Genomic DNA, 15,452 nt, shown 5'->3' with positions numbered 1-15,452 from the left:
ACTGCCTGAATCCGTCCTCGCGGACACCGCCGCCGCCCAAGCCGTGGAGCCCCCGGCGAAGCGGACCGCCCTGCTCGGCGGCCGGATCCCCCTCGCCCGGCTGCGCGACCTCGCGCTCGTCCCGGCCATCGTGGTCATCGCGATCGTCGGACAGATCGTCAACCCGGTCTTCCTGCAGGCCGACAACCTCATCAACGTCCTGCAGACCATGTCCGAGATGGCCCTGCTGGTCCTCGCCCAGGCGATGATCCTGATCGTCAAGAAGATGGACCTGTCGCTGGAGTCCACCATGGGCCTCGCGCCCGGTGTCGCGGCCTGGTTCGTGGTGCCGACCGGCGCGGGACACGGCCTCGGGCTGCTGCCCGGCGCCTGGGCGATTCCCGTCACGCTCGCGGTCGGCGCGCTGGTCGGCGTCATCAACGCCCTGCTGATCATCCGCTTCGGCCTCAACGGCTTCATCGTCACCCTCGGCATGCTGATCGTCCTGCGCGGCATCCTCACGGGCATTTCCGGCGGCCAGACCTTCTTCCAGCTCCCGGAGTCGATGCTTTACCTCGGCACTGCCGAATGGCTCGGGATGCCGGCCTCCATCTGGATCTGCCTGGCGCTGTTCGCCGTCGCCATCGTCGTCCTCGGCTGGACCAGCTTCGGCCGCTCGCTCTACGCCATCGGCGGCAACGTCGACGCCGCGAAGGCGGCCGGCATCCGCACCGACCGGGTGCTGTGGATCGTCATCGTCACCGGCAGCGTGCTCGCAGCCCTCGCCGGGCTGATGCTCTCCGGACGCCTGGCCTCCGTCGCCTCCGCCCAGGGCAACGGCTATATCTTCACCGTCTTCGCCGCCGCCGTCATCGGCGGGATCAGCCTCAACGGCGGCAAGGGCACCATGTTCGGCGCGTTCAGCGGCATCCTGCTGCTCTTCATGATCCAGAACGTGCTCACCCTCGCCGGTGTGCCCGCGCAGTGGATCGGTGCCCTCAACGGCCTGATCATCCTGGTCGCACTGACCATCTCGCGCATCACGGGCGGCAAGGTCCAGGAGTGAACCGGGCGGCCGACCGGGCCGCCCGACTTCCCCCGCCGCCTCACATCTCGTCGCAAGGGGCCGTACCGCCCCTGCTCTCACAGGAGTTGCCGCATGTCATCCGCCCTGCCCGCGTCCCCGGACACTGCCCGCATCACCGCCCTGGACGTACTGGACGTGCGTTTCCCGACGTCCGAGCACCTGGACGGGTCGGACGCGATGAACCCCGAACCCGACTACTCCGCCGCCTATGTCGTCCTGCGCACCGACGCGGGCGACGGACTCGAAGGGCACGCCCTGGCCTTCACCACCGGCCGCGGCAACGATGTCCAGGCCGCCGCCATCGCGGCCCTCGCCCCGTACGTGGTGGGCCTCTCGGTCGAGGAGGTCTGCGGCAACCTCGGAGCGTTCTCCCGCAGCCTGGTCCACGACCCCCAACTGCGGTGGCTGGGACCGGAAAAGGGCGCCATCCACATGGCGACCGGCGCGGTCGTCAACGCCGCCTGGGACCTGGCCGCCAAGCGGGCCGGCAAGCCCGTGTGGCGCTTCCTCGGCGAGATGTCGCCCGAGGACCTGGTCGCGCAGGTCGACTTCCGCTGGCTCAGCGACGCCCTCACCCCGCAGGACGCCCTGGAGATCCTGCGCCGCGCCGAACCCGGCCGCGCACAGCGCATCGAACACCTCATCGACCAGGGCTACCCCGCCTACACCACGACCCCCGGCTGGATCGGCTACTCCGACGAGAAGCTGGCCCGCCTGGCCCGCGAGGCCGTCGCCGACGGCTTCACCCAGATCAAGCTGAAGGTCGGCGCCGACCTTGAGGACGACGTACGGCGCATGCGCACCGCCCGCGAGACCGTCGGCGACGCCATCCGTATCGCCGTGGACGCCAACCAGAGGTGGGACGTCCAGGCCGCCATCGACTGGATGAGCGCCCTCGCCCCCTACAGCCCGTACTGGATCGAGGAGCCCACTTCCCCCGACGACATCCTCGGCCACGCCGCCGTCCGCAAGGCCGTCGGCCCCATCAAGGTCGCCACCGGCGAGCACATCGCCAACCGGGTCGTCTTCAAGCAGCTCCTCCAGGCCGGTGCGGTCGACATCGTGCAGATCGACTCCGCTCGGGTCGGCGGCGTCAACGAGAACATCGCGATCCTGCTGCTCGCCGCCAAGTTCGGCGTGCCGGTCTGCCCGCACGCCGGTGGCGTCGGCCTGTGCGAGATGGTCCAGCACCTGTCGATGTTCGACTACATCGCCGTCTCCGCGACGACCGAGGACCGCGTCATCGAATACGTCGACCATCTGCACGAGCACTTCGTCGACCCGGTCCGCATCGTCGACGGCCACTACCAGGCGCCCACGCTCCCCGGACTGAGCGCACAGATGCACCCCGAGTCCCTCAAGGAGTACAGCTACCCCGACGGCCCCGTCTGGAGCGCCCGCGTCTGACGTGTCCCACCGGCTGCCCGACCTGAAGAAGGGGACACTCCCGTGCTCCTGACCGAACTACTGCATCCCGGCATCCTCACATCCCTGGCCGGCGCCGGCCACGGCGCCCGGGTACTGCTCGCCGACGGCCACTACCCCGCGAGCACCGCCACCGGCGAGCGCGCCCGGACCGTCCACCTCAACCTGGCTCCCGGCCTGCTGGACGTCACCACCGTGCTCGACGTCCTGCTGCGCGCCCTGCCGGTCGAGGCAGCCCAGGTGATGGTGCCGCCGGAGGGCGAACCGGAGCCGCCCGCCATCGCCGAGTACCGCTCGATGCTGGCGCCCGTCCCGGTCGACGCGCTCGGCCGCTACGAGTTCTACGACGCCGCCCGCTCGCCCGACCTGGCGCTGGCGATCGTCACCGCCGACACGCGTACTTACGCCAATCTGCTGCTGACCATCGGCGTCCGCGCTGAAGGGACCCTGACCACACGATGACACTCGCCGTCCGTTACACGGCCGCCCGCACCCTGGACACGGCCCCCGCCGAGCTCTCCCCGCCCGGCCCCGGCGACGTGGAGCTCGCCCCCGCCTATGTCGGCATCTGCGGCACCGATCTGCACATCTTCCACGGCGACATGGACGCCCGGGTCGCCACGCCCGCCGTCCTCGGGCACGAGATGTCCGGTCGCGTCGTCCGGGTCGGCCCGGGCGTCGAGGGCTGGCGGCCCGGTGACGCGGTCACCGTGATGCCGCTGCGCTGGGACGACACCTGCCCCGCGTGCCTGAAGGGCCATCAACACATCTGCCAGCACCTGGACTTCATCGGCATCGACTCCCCGGGGGCCATGCAGCAGCGCTGGACCGTCCCGGCCTCGACGCTGATCCGGCTGCCCGACTCCCTTGCCCTGGACCGGGCCGCGCTCGTGGAGCCGACCGCGGTCGCCGTGCACGACGTGGGCCGGGCCCGGGTCGCCGAGGGGGAGAAGGCCGTCGTGGTCGGCGGCGGCCCCGTCGGCATCCTCATCGCGCTGGTCGCGCGCGCCGCGGGCGCCGAGGTCCGGGTGGTGGAGCTGAACGCCCACCGTCGGCTGCTCGCCGAGGAGTTGGGGCTGACGGCGTGGAACCCGGCCGACGACGACGTGCCGGAGCTGGTACGGGAGTGGACCGGGGACGCGGGCGCGGACGTCGCCTTCGAGGTGTCCGGCGCGGCGGGCGGCGTGGAGACGGCGGTCGACGTGCTGGGAGTGCGCGGCCGGCTCTGCCTGGTCGCCATCCACCCCCGGCCCCGCGAGATCAACCTGCACCGCTTCTTCTGGCGCGAACTCACCCTCGTGGGCGCCCGGTTGTACGACCGCGGAGACTTCGAGAAGGCTGTCGCCCTGGTGGCGGACGGCACGATCCCGGCCGAGCGGCTGATCAGCAAGGTCGTCCCCCTCACCCAGGCGCCCGCCGCTTTCGAGGCCCTGGAGGCCGGCGGTGACGTGATGAAGATCCTCGTGGACTGCGCCGACGAATCCGACGACGCCCAGGGAGCCGCCGTATGACCTCCTTCGACCTCACCGGGAAGCTCGCCGTCGTCACCGGGGCCCGGCGCGGCATCGGGCGGGCCATGGCCCGCGCCCTCGCCGAGGCCGGAGCGGACGTCATCGGGGTGAGTGCCTCGCTGGAGGAGTCCGGCAGCGCGGTGGAGAAGGACGTCGTCGAGGCGGGCCGTACGTTCGAGGCGATCCGGACCGACTTCGCCGATCCCGAGGCCGTCCGGGCCCTGGGCGCGGAACTCGCCGGGCGCGAGCGGCCGGTGGACATCCTGGTCAACAACGCGGGCACGATCCGCCGTACTCCGGCCACCGAACACACCGAGGCGGACTGGGAGTTGGTGCTCCAGGTCAACCTCAACGCGCAGTTCGCGCTGACCCGTGCGGTGGGCGCGTCGATGGTGGCACGCGGCCAGGGCAAGGTCATCTTCACCGCGTCGCTGCTCAGCTTCCAGGGCGGCATCACCGTCCCCGGGTACACCGCCGCCAAGCACGGCATCGCCGGTCTGACCAAGGCGCTGGCCAACGAATGGGCGCCGCACGGCGTCAACGTCAACGCCCTCGCGCCCGGCTACATCGCCACCGACAACACCCAGGCGCTGCGGGACGACCCGGTGCGCAGCAAGGCGATCCTCGACCGCATCCCGGCCGCCCGCTGGGGTGACGCCGACGACCTGGCGGGCGCCACGGTGTTCCTCGCCTCGGACGCCGCCGCCTACGTCCACGGCGTCGTCCTGCCCGTCGACGGCGGATGGCTCGGCCGATGAGCGGCACCGACCTGGCCGCCGTACTGGCCGGTGCTCGCGTGCTGCCGGTCCTGACGGTGCGGCGCGTCTCGACCGCCGGCCCGCTGGCCGACGCACTTGCGGCGGGTGGTGCCCGGTGCGCCGAGGTCACCTTCCGCACACCGGACGCCGAGCAGGTGCTCAAGGAGATGGCCGGTCATGGTGGTCTGTCCGTCGGTGCCGGCACGATCCTCACGCCCGAGCAGGCGGAGCGGGCCGTGGCCGCCGGGGCCCGCTTCGTGGTCTCGCCCGGCTTCGACGAGAAGGTCGTCGCGAAGTGCCGCGACCTGGGCGTGCCCGTGGTGCCCGGCATCGCCACCGCCACCGAGCTGATGCGCGCCCTGCGGGCGGGACTCGGCACCGTCAAGCTCTTCCCCGCCGAGCCGCTCGGCGGCCTGCCGATGCTGCGGGCGCTCGCGGCTCCCTTCCCCCGGATGCGCTTCGTGCCCACCGGCGGGATCGGCGCAGCCCAGCTGACCGCCTACCTCGCACACCCGGCGGTCCTTGCCGTCGGCGGCAGTTGGATGGCCACCACCGACCACCTTCGGCGCGGCGACTACCCGGAGATCAGCCGGCTCACCGCGCAGGCAGTGCAGAGGAGCGTGACGTGATCGACGTGCTGGCCCTTGGCGAGGTGATGCTGCGCTTCGACCCGGGCGAGGGGCGGATCCGTACCGCCCGCTCCTTCCAGGTCTGGGAGGGCGGCGGCGAGTACAACGTCGTACGCGGACTGCGGCGCTGCTTCGGGCGGCGCACATCCGTCGTCACCGCGCTCGTCGACAACGCGGTGGGCCGGCTCGTCGAGGACCTGATTCTCCAGGGCGGTGTCGACACCTCACTGATCCGCTGGGTGACCGACGACGGCATCGGCCGCACCGCCCGCAACGGCCTCAACTTCGTCGAACGCGGCTACGGCATCCGCGGCGCCCTCGGCGTCAGCGACCGCGCGCACACCGCCGTCTCCCAGCTGCGCAAAGGGGACGTCGACTGGGACGCCGTGTTCTCGTCCGGGGTGCGCTGGTTCCACACCGGCGGTATCTTCGCCGGTCTGTCCGACACCACGGTGGATGTCGCGGACGAGGCCATGGCCGCCGCTCGCCGCCATGGCGTCACGGTCTCCTACGACCCCAACTACCGCCCCAGCCTCTGGGCCGGCCGCGGCGGCGCCGACCGGGCCCGCGAGATCGACCTGCGGCTCGCCCGGCACGCCGACGTGGTCGTGGGCGCCCTGGGTCTGGCCGGGACCTACCCGGGACAGGCGCGCATCGGGGCCGACCAGGTGGCGGACGCGCTCGACGCGGTGGCCGACCTGCTGCCCGAGGTGTACATACTCGCCACGACCCTGCGCGACGTGCCCTCGGCCGGCGTCAACGACTGGTCCTCGGCCGCCTGGTCCGCCGAGACCGGCTTCATCACCGGCCCCCTGATGACCGGCCTGCACGTCCTGGACCGCATCGGCTCCGGCGACGCCTTCGCGGCAGGCCTGATCCACGGACTGCTCGATGACACAGGACTGGAGCGTGCCCTGGCCTACGGCACCGTCCACGGCGCGCTCGCCATGACCACGCCCGGAGACGTCTCCATGGCCTCGCTCACCGAGGTCGAGGCGCTCGTAGCGGGCGGATCGGCCCACGTCAGACGCTGAACCGCGCCCCGCCACCCCAGGAGCACGCTTTGCACCAACGGAAGATCCAGAACACCTCCGTCGCACTCACCGACCTCGGCTTCGGGGCCTCCGTGATCGGCAACCTGTACCGCGTCACCCCGGTCATCGAGGCGACCTCCGCCGTCGATACGGCCTGGGAGGCCGGCCTGCGGTACTTCGACACCGCTCCGCACTACGGCCTCGGCCTCTCCGAGCGGCGTCTCGGCGCCGCCCTGCGAGACCGCCCGCGTGCCGAGTACGTCGTCTCGTCCAAGGTGGGCAGGCTGCTGGTACCCAACGAGGACCCGCGCGGCGTCGACACCGAGGGCTTCGTCGTACGGGACGACCTGCGCCGGCAGTGGGACTTCAGCCGGGACGGCGTGCTGCGGTCCATCGAGGACACCCTGGAACGCACCGGCCTGGACCGCCTCGACATCGTCTACCTGCACGATCCGGACGACCACTGGCGCCAGGCGGCCGAGGAGGCCATGCCCACGCTCGCGGAATTGCGCGACCAGGGTGTGATCGGCGCGATCGGCGCCGGCATGAACCAGTCGGCGATGCTCGCCCGCTTCCTGCGCGAGACCGCCGCCGACGTGGTGATGCTCGCCGGCCGCTACACGCTCCTGGACCAGTCGGCGCTGGACGACGTCCTGCCCGCCGCCCGGGAACTGGGCAAAAGCGTGGTGGCGGTGGGTGTCTTCAACTCGGGACTGCTGTCCCGGGACCGGCCCGCCGAGGGCATGAAGTACGACTACCAGGACGCCCCACCGGCTCTGGTCGCCCGCGCGCGGGCGATCGCCGAGGTCTGCACGGCCCACGGGACGACATTGCCCGCGGCCGCGATCGCCTTCCCCCACACGCATCCCAGTATCATCAACGTCACCCTCGGCATGCGGAATCCGGAACAGGTCGTACGGAACGTGGAACTCCATGGTCAGCACATCCCCGACGGGCTCTGGGCCGATCTCCGCGCTCAGGGGCTGATCCGGTCGGACGTGCCCGGGAGCCACGGCCCGGGGAGGGAGCCACGTTGTCTCTGACGGACAAGGCCATCGAGCAGATCCGTGAGTTGATCCGGACCGGAGCCCTTCCCCCGGGCTCGAAGCTCCCACCGGAACCGGACCTGGCCGCCCAGCTGGGTCTGTCCCGCAACCTCGCCCGCGAAGCGGTCAAGGCGTTGGCCGTCGCGCGCGTCCTGGAGGTCCGGCGGGGCGACGGCACGTATGTGACCAGCCTGCAGCCGAGCCTGCTCCTGGAGGGACTCGGCGGTGCGGTGGAGCTGCTGCAGGGCGACTCGGTCGCCCTGCAGGACCTCATGGAGGTACGGCGGCTCCTCGAACCCGTCGCCACGGCCCTGGCCGCCACCCGGATCACCGATGCCCAGCTGGCCGAGGTGAAGCAGCACCTGGACGCCATGCGCGAGGCCCGCGACGACGTCGAACGGCTCAACGCGCACGACGCCGCCTTCCACCGCGCCGTCGTCTCGGCCACGGGCAACGAAACCCTCCTCACGCTCCTGGAAGGCATCTCCGGCCGCACACTGCGCGCCCGCATCTGGCGTGGCCTGGTCGACGACAAGGCGGCCGGCCGCACCCTCGCCGAGCACGAGGCGATCTACAACGCGCTGTGCACCCGTGATGCCGTCCTCAGCCAGGCCGCCGCGCTGCTGCACGTGAGCAATACCGAGCAGTGGCTGAGGGAGCACCTGCGCTCGGGCGGAGCCGTCCCCTTCGGCACGACGACGGAGTGACGGGCGGGCGACGCCCGCGCAAGTCCAGGCTGCCCGTTGTCGCTGCCCCCTGCCCGCCGCCGTGGGGGCGCTGCGGCGTCGACCGCTGCGCGCCGAACGGGACTGGCTCGCACCCGCACGTCCTTGTACCCCACTCCCTCCCCACGGACCGGAAAGACCATGACGAGGATCGACGCACACCATCACATCTGGCGGCCGATGTCCGCCTCCCTCCCGACGACGGACTCCGGCCCCCGCCGCCGCGCGCACCGCTGGCTCGACGCACCGGAAATGGCCCCCGTGCGGCGGGACTTCACCCTCGCCGACCTGGCGCAGGAGACCGCGGCGGCAGGCATCGACCGCACCATCCTGGTCCAGGTGTTGCCGGACGCGGACGAGACCGCGGAGTTCCTGGCCCTGGCCGCGGGGGCCGACCTGGTGGCCGGCGTCGTCGGCTGGGCCGACCTCACCTCGAAAGGCCTCTCGGACACCCTGGCCGCCCTGCGGTCGGCGCCCGGTGGTGAACTCCTGGTGGGGATACGTCACTTGGTGCAGAGCGAACCGGACCCCGACTGGCTGAAACGGTCCGACGTGAACCGGGGCCTGCACACGGTCGCCACTGCGGGCCTCGCCTACGACCTGCTCACCCTCCCGCACCAACTGCCCGCCGCCATCGCCACTGTGCGAACGCTGCCCGAGCTGACCTTCGTCCTCGATCATCTGTCCAAACCCCCCATCGCCTGGGGCGAACTCCAGCCGTGGGCGTCACTGATCCGTCAACTGGCCTCGCACCCCAATGTGTTCTGCAAGCTGTCCGGGATGGTCACCGAGGCCGAGTGGGACCTCTGGGGCGAATCCGCCCTGCGCCCCTACGCCGACGTGGTGCTGGACGCCTTCGGCCCGGAGCGGGTCATGTTCGGCTCGGACTGGCCGGTGTGCCTGCTGGCCGCCTCGTACCAGGAGGTCGTCGCCGTGGCCGAAGAGCTGACCGCTGGCCTCACCGAAGCCGAGTGCTCCGAGGTCTTCGGCGGTACGGCCGCCCGCGCCTACCGACTCGGCTGAGCGAGGCGCCCGCCCGGGAGTCTCCCCGGACGAGCACCGGCCTCGGATCAGGATGTCGTGCCGGTCACCGTGCTCCCCGACTTGGTCATGTGGTACGTCACGCTCGCGCCGCTCCAGAACTCGAAGGTGAGGTTGACGCGCGCGTTGTCCTTGATCGCGTTGAAGAATGCAGGCTTGAGTCGGATGGCCTTCTTGGCGTAGTCCGGCGCGAAGGCGGTGTTGAACTGCTGGCACGGCGTCCAGTCGGTCGGGCCGACGTTGCCGCCGTCGGCGTCGGCGGTGCTGTGGGGCCTGCTGCTTCTTCATGTTCATCCGCTCTGGATGATCTAGCCGGTGTCGCCCTCAAGTGACCGCCTCCTTCCAGGAGGTTGCCGCGTTTCTCAGGAACTCACAGACAGGCCGGCGGCACCGGCGACGCCTGCGGCAGGTGTTCCGGCTAGCCGTCCCCGATCCCGGGGGAACCCTGTCCACCGCGCACGGCTCGGGGCGAAGCCCCGAGTTCACGGCGGCAGGCCTTGTTGAACGCCTGGAGGTCGGGGATGCCGACCGTGGCGGCGATCGCGGAGATGGAGAGGGTGGACTCGCGCAGCAGATGGCGCGCGCGTTCCAGGCGGCGCTGTCGGATGTAGGCGACGACCGTGTCGCCGGTGACCGAACGGAAGAGCCGGGTGAGGTGGTTGTGGGAGACCCCGGCGGCGCGGGCCACGCCGGGCACGGTGAGGGGGTCTGCCAGCCGGGACTCGATGTAGGAAATCGCCGCGGTGACGGCCCGGTGGGGGTCGTCCTGGTGGCCCTGCGAGGCGGCCGGGGCGAGGTGGCTGACGCGCCACAGGGCGGTCCAGATCTCGGCCGCGGCACGGACGGGAGTGCTCGGCCAGGCGGTGACGGCCTGGAGCATCAGCGCGGACAGTGCGGGCAGTTCCGGGCCGGCGTCCTGCATGACGGGTACCGTGCGGGGTTCGCCGGTGGCAGGCAGGCGAAGGTGGGCGTACAGGTGCTCGGAGCGGCCCCGGTAGCGGTACCGGACGGTCGTGGCGGGCGGTACGAGACTGATCCGGCCGGGGCGGATGGTGTGCGGCGTGCCGTCGACGATGAGGTCGGCCTCGTACCGGTACAGGTGCAGCTGCCACAGGTCGGGCAGGTGGAAAACGTCGGTGTGCCCGGCCGGGCCGTGGATGCCGACGCCCACGTTGGCCACCACGGGCGGCTCGTCCAGGCGAACTACGACCTCATCCATGGTGAAAACTTACCAGTGGTGGTGAGCCGGGCCCACGCGCCGGACGCGGTGCGCTCCTTAACGTGGTGGGCATGAACACAACCGGAGAGCACCTGCTCAGCTCGGTGCAAATGGCGCACTTCGTCGCCCATGGCTCGCTGCGTATCGACGCGGTGGTGCCCGCGGAGATGAACGCCGAGGCCGTGGAGGCCTTCGCGGCCGGAATCCCGCCGGTGCCCTACGGCACGCCGGTCCCCAAGGCCTATCCCGAGGGTTCCTTCGCACGGCGCCTCGTCGAACTTCCCGAGGTGGCGGGCGCGCTGACGAGTCTCGTCGGACCCGATCCGCACATCGACCACCACGCCGTGCACGTCCGGGAGCCGCACGAGGGCGCGGCACAGCCGCTGCACGGGGACGCGATCATCGACGTACGGACCGATGCGTTCGACGTGCAACTCATGTACTACCCGCAGGAGGTGACGCTGGACATGGGCGGCACGCTGAGCGTGCCCGGCAGCCATCTGCGGCGTACGAACGAGAGCGACACCGGCCGGTACCAGAACCTGCGCGGCCAGAGCCGACTGGTCTGCCCGGCGGGCACCGTGGTGTTTCTGCACCACGGCCTGTGGCACGGAGGCCGGCGCAACGACAGCGACATCCGCCGCTACATGTTCAAGATCCGCTTCAACCCGACGGTCCGTCAGCGGCTGCTGTGGGACACCTCGGACCTGTCGGACCCGCGTGTGGCACAGGAGTTGAACACCGGCTTCCCCTGGTACGAGCAGGCGACCGGCCGCCTGGAGCTCTACAACCGCGTCCTGCTGTGGCGGGCGCTGACCGGCGACGAGGGCTTCGACCTCGACCACTGGGTCACCCGTGTCTCCAACCGACCGCAGGAGGTTCCCGCGTGAGCACGATGACTCCCGTCCCGACCTCGACGTCGACCGCCTCCGCGGTCCGCCAGCAGGTGCTGGTGCTGTACCTGGGCACGTCGGCCCTGGACTCCTGGGTCGTCGGCTGGTCGCTCTACGACGGCACCGGCCGCACGTCACCCACCACGGGCGACAGCGACGAACCTCCCTACGAGACGGGCCTGGCAGCCCTGTGCGACGGCTGGCGTCTGATCCAGGCGGCTCAGCTGATCCCGCCGTCTCCGGGGCACGAGTACGACGTGTCGTTCCTGAAGCACGAGTTCTTCTTCGAGAAGCTCGTGGATCTGGGCGACGCCGAGCAGTGACCGCGCCGGACGGGCATCGCCTGTCGGCGGGGCGCGCAGAACAACCTGCGGCGGGCCGGGTGTCCCGGCCCGCTTGCGGCGCGGCAGATCCCGGCGGACTCGACTTCGTCACCAACAACCCGACCGTCAGCGGCGGCTGACCCGACAACAGCGTTGCTGAGACATCCCTTCAATCAGTAGCGAAGAATTCGCTTGAGGCATCGAATTATTTCGAAATCGAGGTGTCCTCCGGTGGGGCGGTTGGCCGGAAGAACAGTGTTGACATGCCTGAGAGTCTCTCTAATATCCGTGAGGCCAACGATCCGAAAGTCAATCGAAATTTCGAACAGCCTGCACCCGTCCTACGTGTGGCATGAGCCTGCCATGCGTCATGGTCATCCGCTGTCTGTCCGCCCTCCTCCGAAAGGAGCCCCACGGTGCCCAGACGATCAGGCAGACGACTGCTCCGTCTCCTCGCGGCCGCCGCACTGGTGGTCACCGCGTCCTTGACGGCCTCTGCCCAGACCACCGCTTCGGCCGCCCCCGGCAGCCCCGCACTCACCCCACCCCTGGGGTGGAACAGCTGGAACAGTTTCGGCTGCGGAATCACCGAGACCCAGGTCCGCCAGGCCGCCGACGCGATGGTGTCCTCGGGCATGCGGGACGCCGGCTACCAGTACGTGGTGGTCGACGACTGCTGGTTCGACCCGCAGCGCGACGCGGCGGGCAACCTGCGGGCCAATCCGACCAAGTTCCCCAGCGGGATGAAGGCGCTCGGCGACTACATCCACAGCAAGGGCCTGAAGTTCGGCATCTACCAGGTGCCGGGCGAGCGCACCTGCGCGCAGACCAGTGGCGCCTATCCGGGCTCGACGGGCAGCAGGGGGCACGAGGCCCAGGACGCAGCCACGTTCGCCTCGTGGGGCGTCGACTACCTCAAGTACGACTGGTGCTCCTCCAGCGGTACCCGTGACGAGCAGGTCGCGCGGTTCTCGCTGATGCGTGACGCCCTGCGCGCCACCGGGCGGCCGATCGTCTACAGCATCAACCCCAACAGCTTCCACGCCATCACCGGCGCCACGTACAACTGGGGCGAGGTCGCCGACCTGTGGCGGACCACCGAGGACCTGCTGGACATCTGGCAGAACGGCAACACCAACAGCTATCCGATGGGCGTCGGCAACGTCCTCGACATCAACGCGCCGCTCGCGGCGCAGTCGGGCCCGGGGCACTGGAACGACCCCGACATGCTCGTCGTCGGCCGCCCCGGGCTGTCGTTGACGGAGTCCCGGTCGCACTTCGCCCTGTGGGCGCTGATGAGCGCTCCGCTCATGGCCGGCAACGACATCCGCACCATGTCGGCCGACGTGAGCGCGATCCTGCGCAACCCGCGTCTGCTGGCGGTGAACCAGGACGCGCTGGGCGCGGGCGGGCGCAGGGTGCGGGACGACGGCAACACCGAGGTGTTCGCCAAGCCCCTGTCCGACGGCTCGGTCGCGGTGGGCCTGTTCAACCGGGGAAGCAGCACGGCGAACGTCACCACCACGGCCGCCCAAGTCGGCCTGTCCGGCGGGTCGTTCACCCTCACGGACCTGTGGACCGGCGGCACGTCGAGCACCTCCGGACAGATCTCGGCGAGTGTCCCCGCGCACGGCGTGGCCGTGTTCAAGGTGAGCGGCGGCAGCCCGCTCGCCGCCACCACGTCCCGTCTGCGCGGCAACGCCTCCGGCCGCTGCATGGACGTGGACAACGCCTCCACCGCCGCCGGCGCCACGGCGCTGATCTGGGACTGCCACACCGCCGCCAACCAGCTGTGGACCACCTGGGCGGGCGGCGAGATCCGCGTCTACGGCGACAAGTGCCTGGACGCCAACAACCAGGGCACCACCAACGGCACCCGGGTCATCACCTGGCCCTGCAACGGCCAGAACAACCAGAAGTGGACGGTCGGCTCCGACGGGACGATCCGCAACGTCCACGCAGGGCTCTGCCTCGACGCCAACGGCTCCGGCACCGCCAACGGCACCCCGCTGGTCCTGTGGAGCTGCAACGGCCAGGCAAGCCAGAAGTGGAGCCGCGTGTGAGGGTCTTCGCGCACCGGACAACAGCCCACTCACCGAGGCTCACCCGGGCAGTCGCCTGGACCATGGTCCTTCTGCTGGCGTTCGCCATCGTTCCCGCCGCGGTGCAGCCCACCGCGGCCAGGGCCGACAACCCCATCGTGCAGCACGTCTACACCGCCGACCCGGCCCCGCTGGTCCACAACGGACGGGTCTACCTCTACACCGGGCACGACGAGGACGGCTCGACCTGGTTCACCATGAAGGACTGGCGGGTCTGGTCCTCCGCCGACATGGTCAACTGGACCGACCACGGCTCCCCGCTCGGCCTGACCACCTTCAGCTGGGCGTCCGCCGACGCGTGGGCGGGACAGGCCGTGGAGCGCAACGGCCGGTTCTACTGGTACGTCCCCGTGAAGAACCGGGCAACCGGCCGGATGGCCATCGGCGTGGCGGTGGCGGACAGCCCCACCGGCCCGTTCCGGGACGCCCTTGGCCACCCGCTGGTGGAGAACGGCGAGATCGACCCGACCGTCTTCATCGACGACGACGGCCAGGCCTACCTGTACTGGGGCAACCCGAATCTGACGTACGTCAGGCTGAACGCCGACATGACCTCCTACTCGGGCAGCCCGACCAGAATCCCGCTCACCACCGCGGGATTCGGCACCCGCACCGGTGACCCCAACCGTCCCACGCTGTACGAGGAAGGCCCCTGGGTCTACAAGCGCAACGGCCTGTACTACATGGTGTTCGCGGCCAAGTGCTGCTCGGAGTTCATCGCCTACTCCACGGCGCCCGGCCCGACCGGGCCCTGGACCTACCGCGGAACGGTCATGCCCACACAGGGCAGTAGCTTCACCAATCACCCCGGGATCGTGGACTTCAAGGGCAATTCGTACTTCTTCTACCACAACGGGGCGCTCCCGGGCGGCGGTGGCTTTACCCGCTCGGTCGCGGTGGAGAGGTTCTCCTACAACGCCGACGGCACGATCCCGTTGATCAACATGACGAGCGGCGGCGCACCCCAGGTCGGCACGCTCGACCCGTATGTACGCCAGGAGGCCGAGACCATCGCCTGGGGATCCGGGATCGAGACCGAACCGTCCGTCGAAGGCGGAATTAACGTCGGCTGGATCGAGAACGGCGACTACATCAAGGCCAAGGGCGTGGCCTTCGGGACGGGCGCCTCCTCCTTCACCGCGCGCGTGGCCTCGGCCGCCGCCGGCGGCACCGTCGAACTGCGCCTCGGTTCGCCGAGCGGGACGGTCGTGGGCCGGTGCGGTGTGCCGAACACCGGGGGCTGGCAGAGCTGGACGACGGTCACCTGCCCGGTCAGCGGCGCGGCCGGAACCCAGGACCTCTACCTGCGGTTCACCGGCGGCAGCGGCTACCTGTTCAACATGAACTGGTGGCGGTTCACCGCAGGCGCCACCACCCCTCGGCCCTAGCTCGGCCCGGACCCCTGTATCCGCTTGTCGCGCGCCGTGGTCGCGGTGCTGCTCGTGCTGCCCATGGGAGGCACGGCACGCGCCGCCGACCACGGCGCGAACGCCCCGCTCACCGCCTCCGGCACGGCCGACCCCTCCTCAACAGGGGTTGCGACGACGGCCGCGGCAGCAGGCGAGGGGAGGGGGAGAGGCGACCGTGCCGGACAACCGAGCGGGAAGACCTTCGACGGGAGAACACAGGCAACGCGGCGAGGGGCCCCCATCGGTGACGATCGCGTACATCGCCGAATCC

At 70.6% G+C, this 15,452-nt stretch carries 15 protein-coding genes and 1 pseudogene; 14 read left to right on the top strand and 2 right to left on the bottom strand.

What is annotated here, in order from left to right; all coding sequences use genetic code 11:
- Nucleotide 1: 1 nt before the first annotated feature.
- The 10 genes from AB0Q90_RS03010 (at nucleotide 2) to AB0Q90_RS02965 (ending at nucleotide 9,217) form a co-directional block, all read left to right on the top strand.
- On the top strand, nucleotides 2-1,045 hold the full coding sequence (locus tag AB0Q90_RS03010) for an ABC transporter permease (RefSeq protein WP_363162671.1): 1,044 nt from the start codon (nucleotides 2-4) through the stop codon (nucleotides 1,043-1,045).
- Between the two features lie 93 nt (nucleotides 1,046-1,138).
- Nucleotides 1,139-2,473 (top strand): L-fuconate dehydratase, encoded by a 1,335-nt coding sequence (locus AB0Q90_RS03005; RefSeq protein WP_363162515.1) that lies wholly within the window; start codon nucleotides 1,139-1,141, stop codon nucleotides 2,471-2,473.
- Nucleotides 2,474-2,515: 42 nt separating this feature from the next.
- Nucleotides 2,516-2,953, top strand: a complete 438-nt coding sequence (locus tag AB0Q90_RS03000) for an RbsD/FucU domain-containing protein (protein ID WP_363162516.1) — start codon at nucleotides 2,516-2,518, stop codon at nucleotides 2,951-2,953.
- A complete protein-coding gene (locus tag AB0Q90_RS02995; RefSeq protein ID WP_363162517.1) occupies nucleotides 2,950-4,002 on the top strand; it encodes an alcohol dehydrogenase catalytic domain-containing protein in 1,053 nt (350 codons plus the stop codon). The genes AB0Q90_RS03000 and AB0Q90_RS02995 overlap by 4 nt, the downstream gene beginning before the upstream one ends.
- The gene (locus AB0Q90_RS02990; protein WP_363162518.1) at nucleotides 3,999-4,760 is read left to right on the top strand and encodes an SDR family NAD(P)-dependent oxidoreductase; all 762 of its coding nucleotides are present in this window, start codon (nucleotides 3,999-4,001) and stop codon (nucleotides 4,758-4,760) included. The genes AB0Q90_RS02995 and AB0Q90_RS02990 overlap by 4 nt, the downstream gene beginning before the upstream one ends.
- Nucleotides 4,757-5,389 carry a bifunctional 4-hydroxy-2-oxoglutarate aldolase/2-dehydro-3-deoxy-phosphogluconate aldolase gene (gene eda / locus AB0Q90_RS02985; protein ID WP_363162519.1) on the top strand — a complete coding sequence of 211 codons (633 nt, stop codon included), beginning with the start codon at nucleotides 4,757-4,759 and terminating at the stop codon, nucleotides 5,387-5,389. Before AB0Q90_RS02990 ends, eda begins: the two co-directional genes overlap by 4 nt.
- Nucleotides 5,386-6,423: a sugar kinase gene (locus tag AB0Q90_RS02980; RefSeq protein WP_363162520.1), complete on the top strand. Its 1,038-nt coding sequence runs from the start codon at nucleotides 5,386-5,388 to the stop codon at nucleotides 6,421-6,423. The genes eda and AB0Q90_RS02980 overlap by 4 nt, the downstream gene beginning before the upstream one ends.
- A gap of 29 nt (nucleotides 6,424-6,452) precedes the next feature.
- Nucleotides 6,453-7,466 carry an aldo/keto reductase gene (locus AB0Q90_RS02975; protein ID WP_363162521.1) on the top strand — a complete coding sequence of 338 codons (1,014 nt, stop codon included), beginning with the start codon at nucleotides 6,453-6,455 and terminating at the stop codon, nucleotides 7,464-7,466.
- Nucleotides 7,457-8,176 carry a FadR/GntR family transcriptional regulator gene (locus AB0Q90_RS02970; protein ID WP_363162522.1) on the top strand — a complete coding sequence of 240 codons (720 nt, stop codon included), beginning with the start codon at nucleotides 7,457-7,459 and terminating at the stop codon, nucleotides 8,174-8,176. Before AB0Q90_RS02975 ends, AB0Q90_RS02970 begins: the two co-directional genes overlap by 10 nt.
- Nucleotides 8,177-8,335: 159 nt before the next feature.
- Nucleotides 8,336-9,217 (top strand): amidohydrolase family protein, encoded by an 882-nt coding sequence (locus AB0Q90_RS02965; RefSeq protein WP_363162523.1) that lies wholly within the window; start codon nucleotides 8,336-8,338, stop codon nucleotides 9,215-9,217.
- 47 nt (nucleotides 9,218-9,264) lie between these two features.
- On the opposite strand, the pseudogene AB0Q90_RS02960 reads toward AB0Q90_RS02965, so the two are convergent.
- A pseudogene (locus tag AB0Q90_RS02960) lies at nucleotides 9,265-9,480 on the bottom strand (cellulase); the annotation flags it as partial.
- A gap of 173 nt (nucleotides 9,481-9,653) precedes the next feature.
- On the bottom strand, nucleotides 9,654-10,454 hold the full coding sequence (locus tag AB0Q90_RS02955) for a helix-turn-helix transcriptional regulator (protein WP_363162524.1): 801 nt from the start codon (nucleotides 10,452-10,454) through the stop codon (nucleotides 9,654-9,656).
- A 71-nt stretch (nucleotides 10,455-10,525) separates the two neighbouring features.
- Here AB0Q90_RS02955 and AB0Q90_RS02950 point away from each other — a divergent pair, with 71 nt between their 5' ends.
- The 4 genes from AB0Q90_RS02950 to AB0Q90_RS02935 all read left to right on the top strand — a co-directional run bounded on the left by AB0Q90_RS02950 (nucleotide 10,526) and on the right by AB0Q90_RS02935 (nucleotide 15,160).
- Nucleotides 10,526-11,344 carry a phytanoyl-CoA dioxygenase family protein gene (locus AB0Q90_RS02950; protein ID WP_363162525.1) on the top strand — a complete coding sequence of 273 codons (819 nt, stop codon included), beginning with the start codon at nucleotides 10,526-10,528 and terminating at the stop codon, nucleotides 11,342-11,344.
- Nucleotides 11,345-11,349: 5 nt separating this feature from the next.
- Nucleotides 11,350-11,670, top strand: coding sequence for a hypothetical protein (locus AB0Q90_RS02945; protein WP_363162672.1), 321 nt, complete (start codon nucleotides 11,350-11,352; stop codon nucleotides 11,668-11,670).
- A gap of 416 nt (nucleotides 11,671-12,086) precedes the next feature.
- Nucleotides 12,087-13,733 (top strand): ricin-type beta-trefoil lectin domain protein, encoded by a 1,647-nt coding sequence (locus AB0Q90_RS02940; protein ID WP_363162526.1) that lies wholly within the window; start codon nucleotides 12,087-12,089, stop codon nucleotides 13,731-13,733.
- The gene (locus AB0Q90_RS02935; protein ID WP_363162527.1) at nucleotides 13,730-15,160 is read left to right on the top strand and encodes a glycoside hydrolase family 43 protein; all 1,431 of its coding nucleotides are present in this window, start codon (nucleotides 13,730-13,732) and stop codon (nucleotides 15,158-15,160) included. Before AB0Q90_RS02940 ends, AB0Q90_RS02935 begins: the two co-directional genes overlap by 4 nt.
- The last annotated feature ends 292 nt before the right edge of the window (nucleotides 15,161-15,452 follow it).

Origin of the sequence: Streptomyces sp. NPDC079141 (assembly GCF_040686775.1) — a bacterium.
Taxonomy (GTDB): domain Bacteria; phylum Actinomycetota; class Actinomycetes; order Streptomycetales; family Streptomycetaceae; genus Streptomyces.
Note: the sequence above shows the minus strand (reverse complement) of the source record. Positions and strands in the feature narration are given on the sequence as shown.

Excerpts from the sequence above, each read along its gene's own strand:
- AB0Q90_RS03005 (WP_363162515.1), top strand. The coding sequence starts at position 1,139 with ATGTCATCCGCCCTGCCCGCGTCCCCGGACACTGCCCGCATCACCGCC.
- AB0Q90_RS02965 (WP_363162523.1), top strand. The coding sequence starts at position 8,336 with ATGACGAGGATCGACGCACACCATCACATCTGGCGGCCGATGTCCGCC.
- AB0Q90_RS02990 (WP_363162518.1), top strand. The coding sequence starts at position 3,999 with ATGACCTCCTTCGACCTCACCGGGAAGCTCGCCGTCGTCACCGGGGCC.
- AB0Q90_RS02945 (WP_363162672.1), top strand. The coding sequence starts at position 11,350 with ATGACTCCCGTCCCGACCTCGACGTCGACCGCCTCCGCGGTCCGCCAG.
- AB0Q90_RS02950 (WP_363162525.1), top strand. The coding sequence starts at position 10,526 with ATGAACACAACCGGAGAGCACCTGCTCAGCTCGGTGCAAATGGCGCAC.
- eda (WP_363162519.1), top strand. The coding sequence starts at position 4,757 with ATGAGCGGCACCGACCTGGCCGCCGTACTGGCCGGTGCTCGCGTGCTG.
- AB0Q90_RS02995 (WP_363162517.1), top strand. The coding sequence starts at position 2,950 with ATGACACTCGCCGTCCGTTACACGGCCGCCCGCACCCTGGACACGGCC.
- AB0Q90_RS02955 (WP_363162524.1), bottom strand. The coding sequence starts at position 10,454 with ATGGATGAGGTCGTAGTTCGCCTGGACGAGCCGCCCGTGGTGGCCAAC.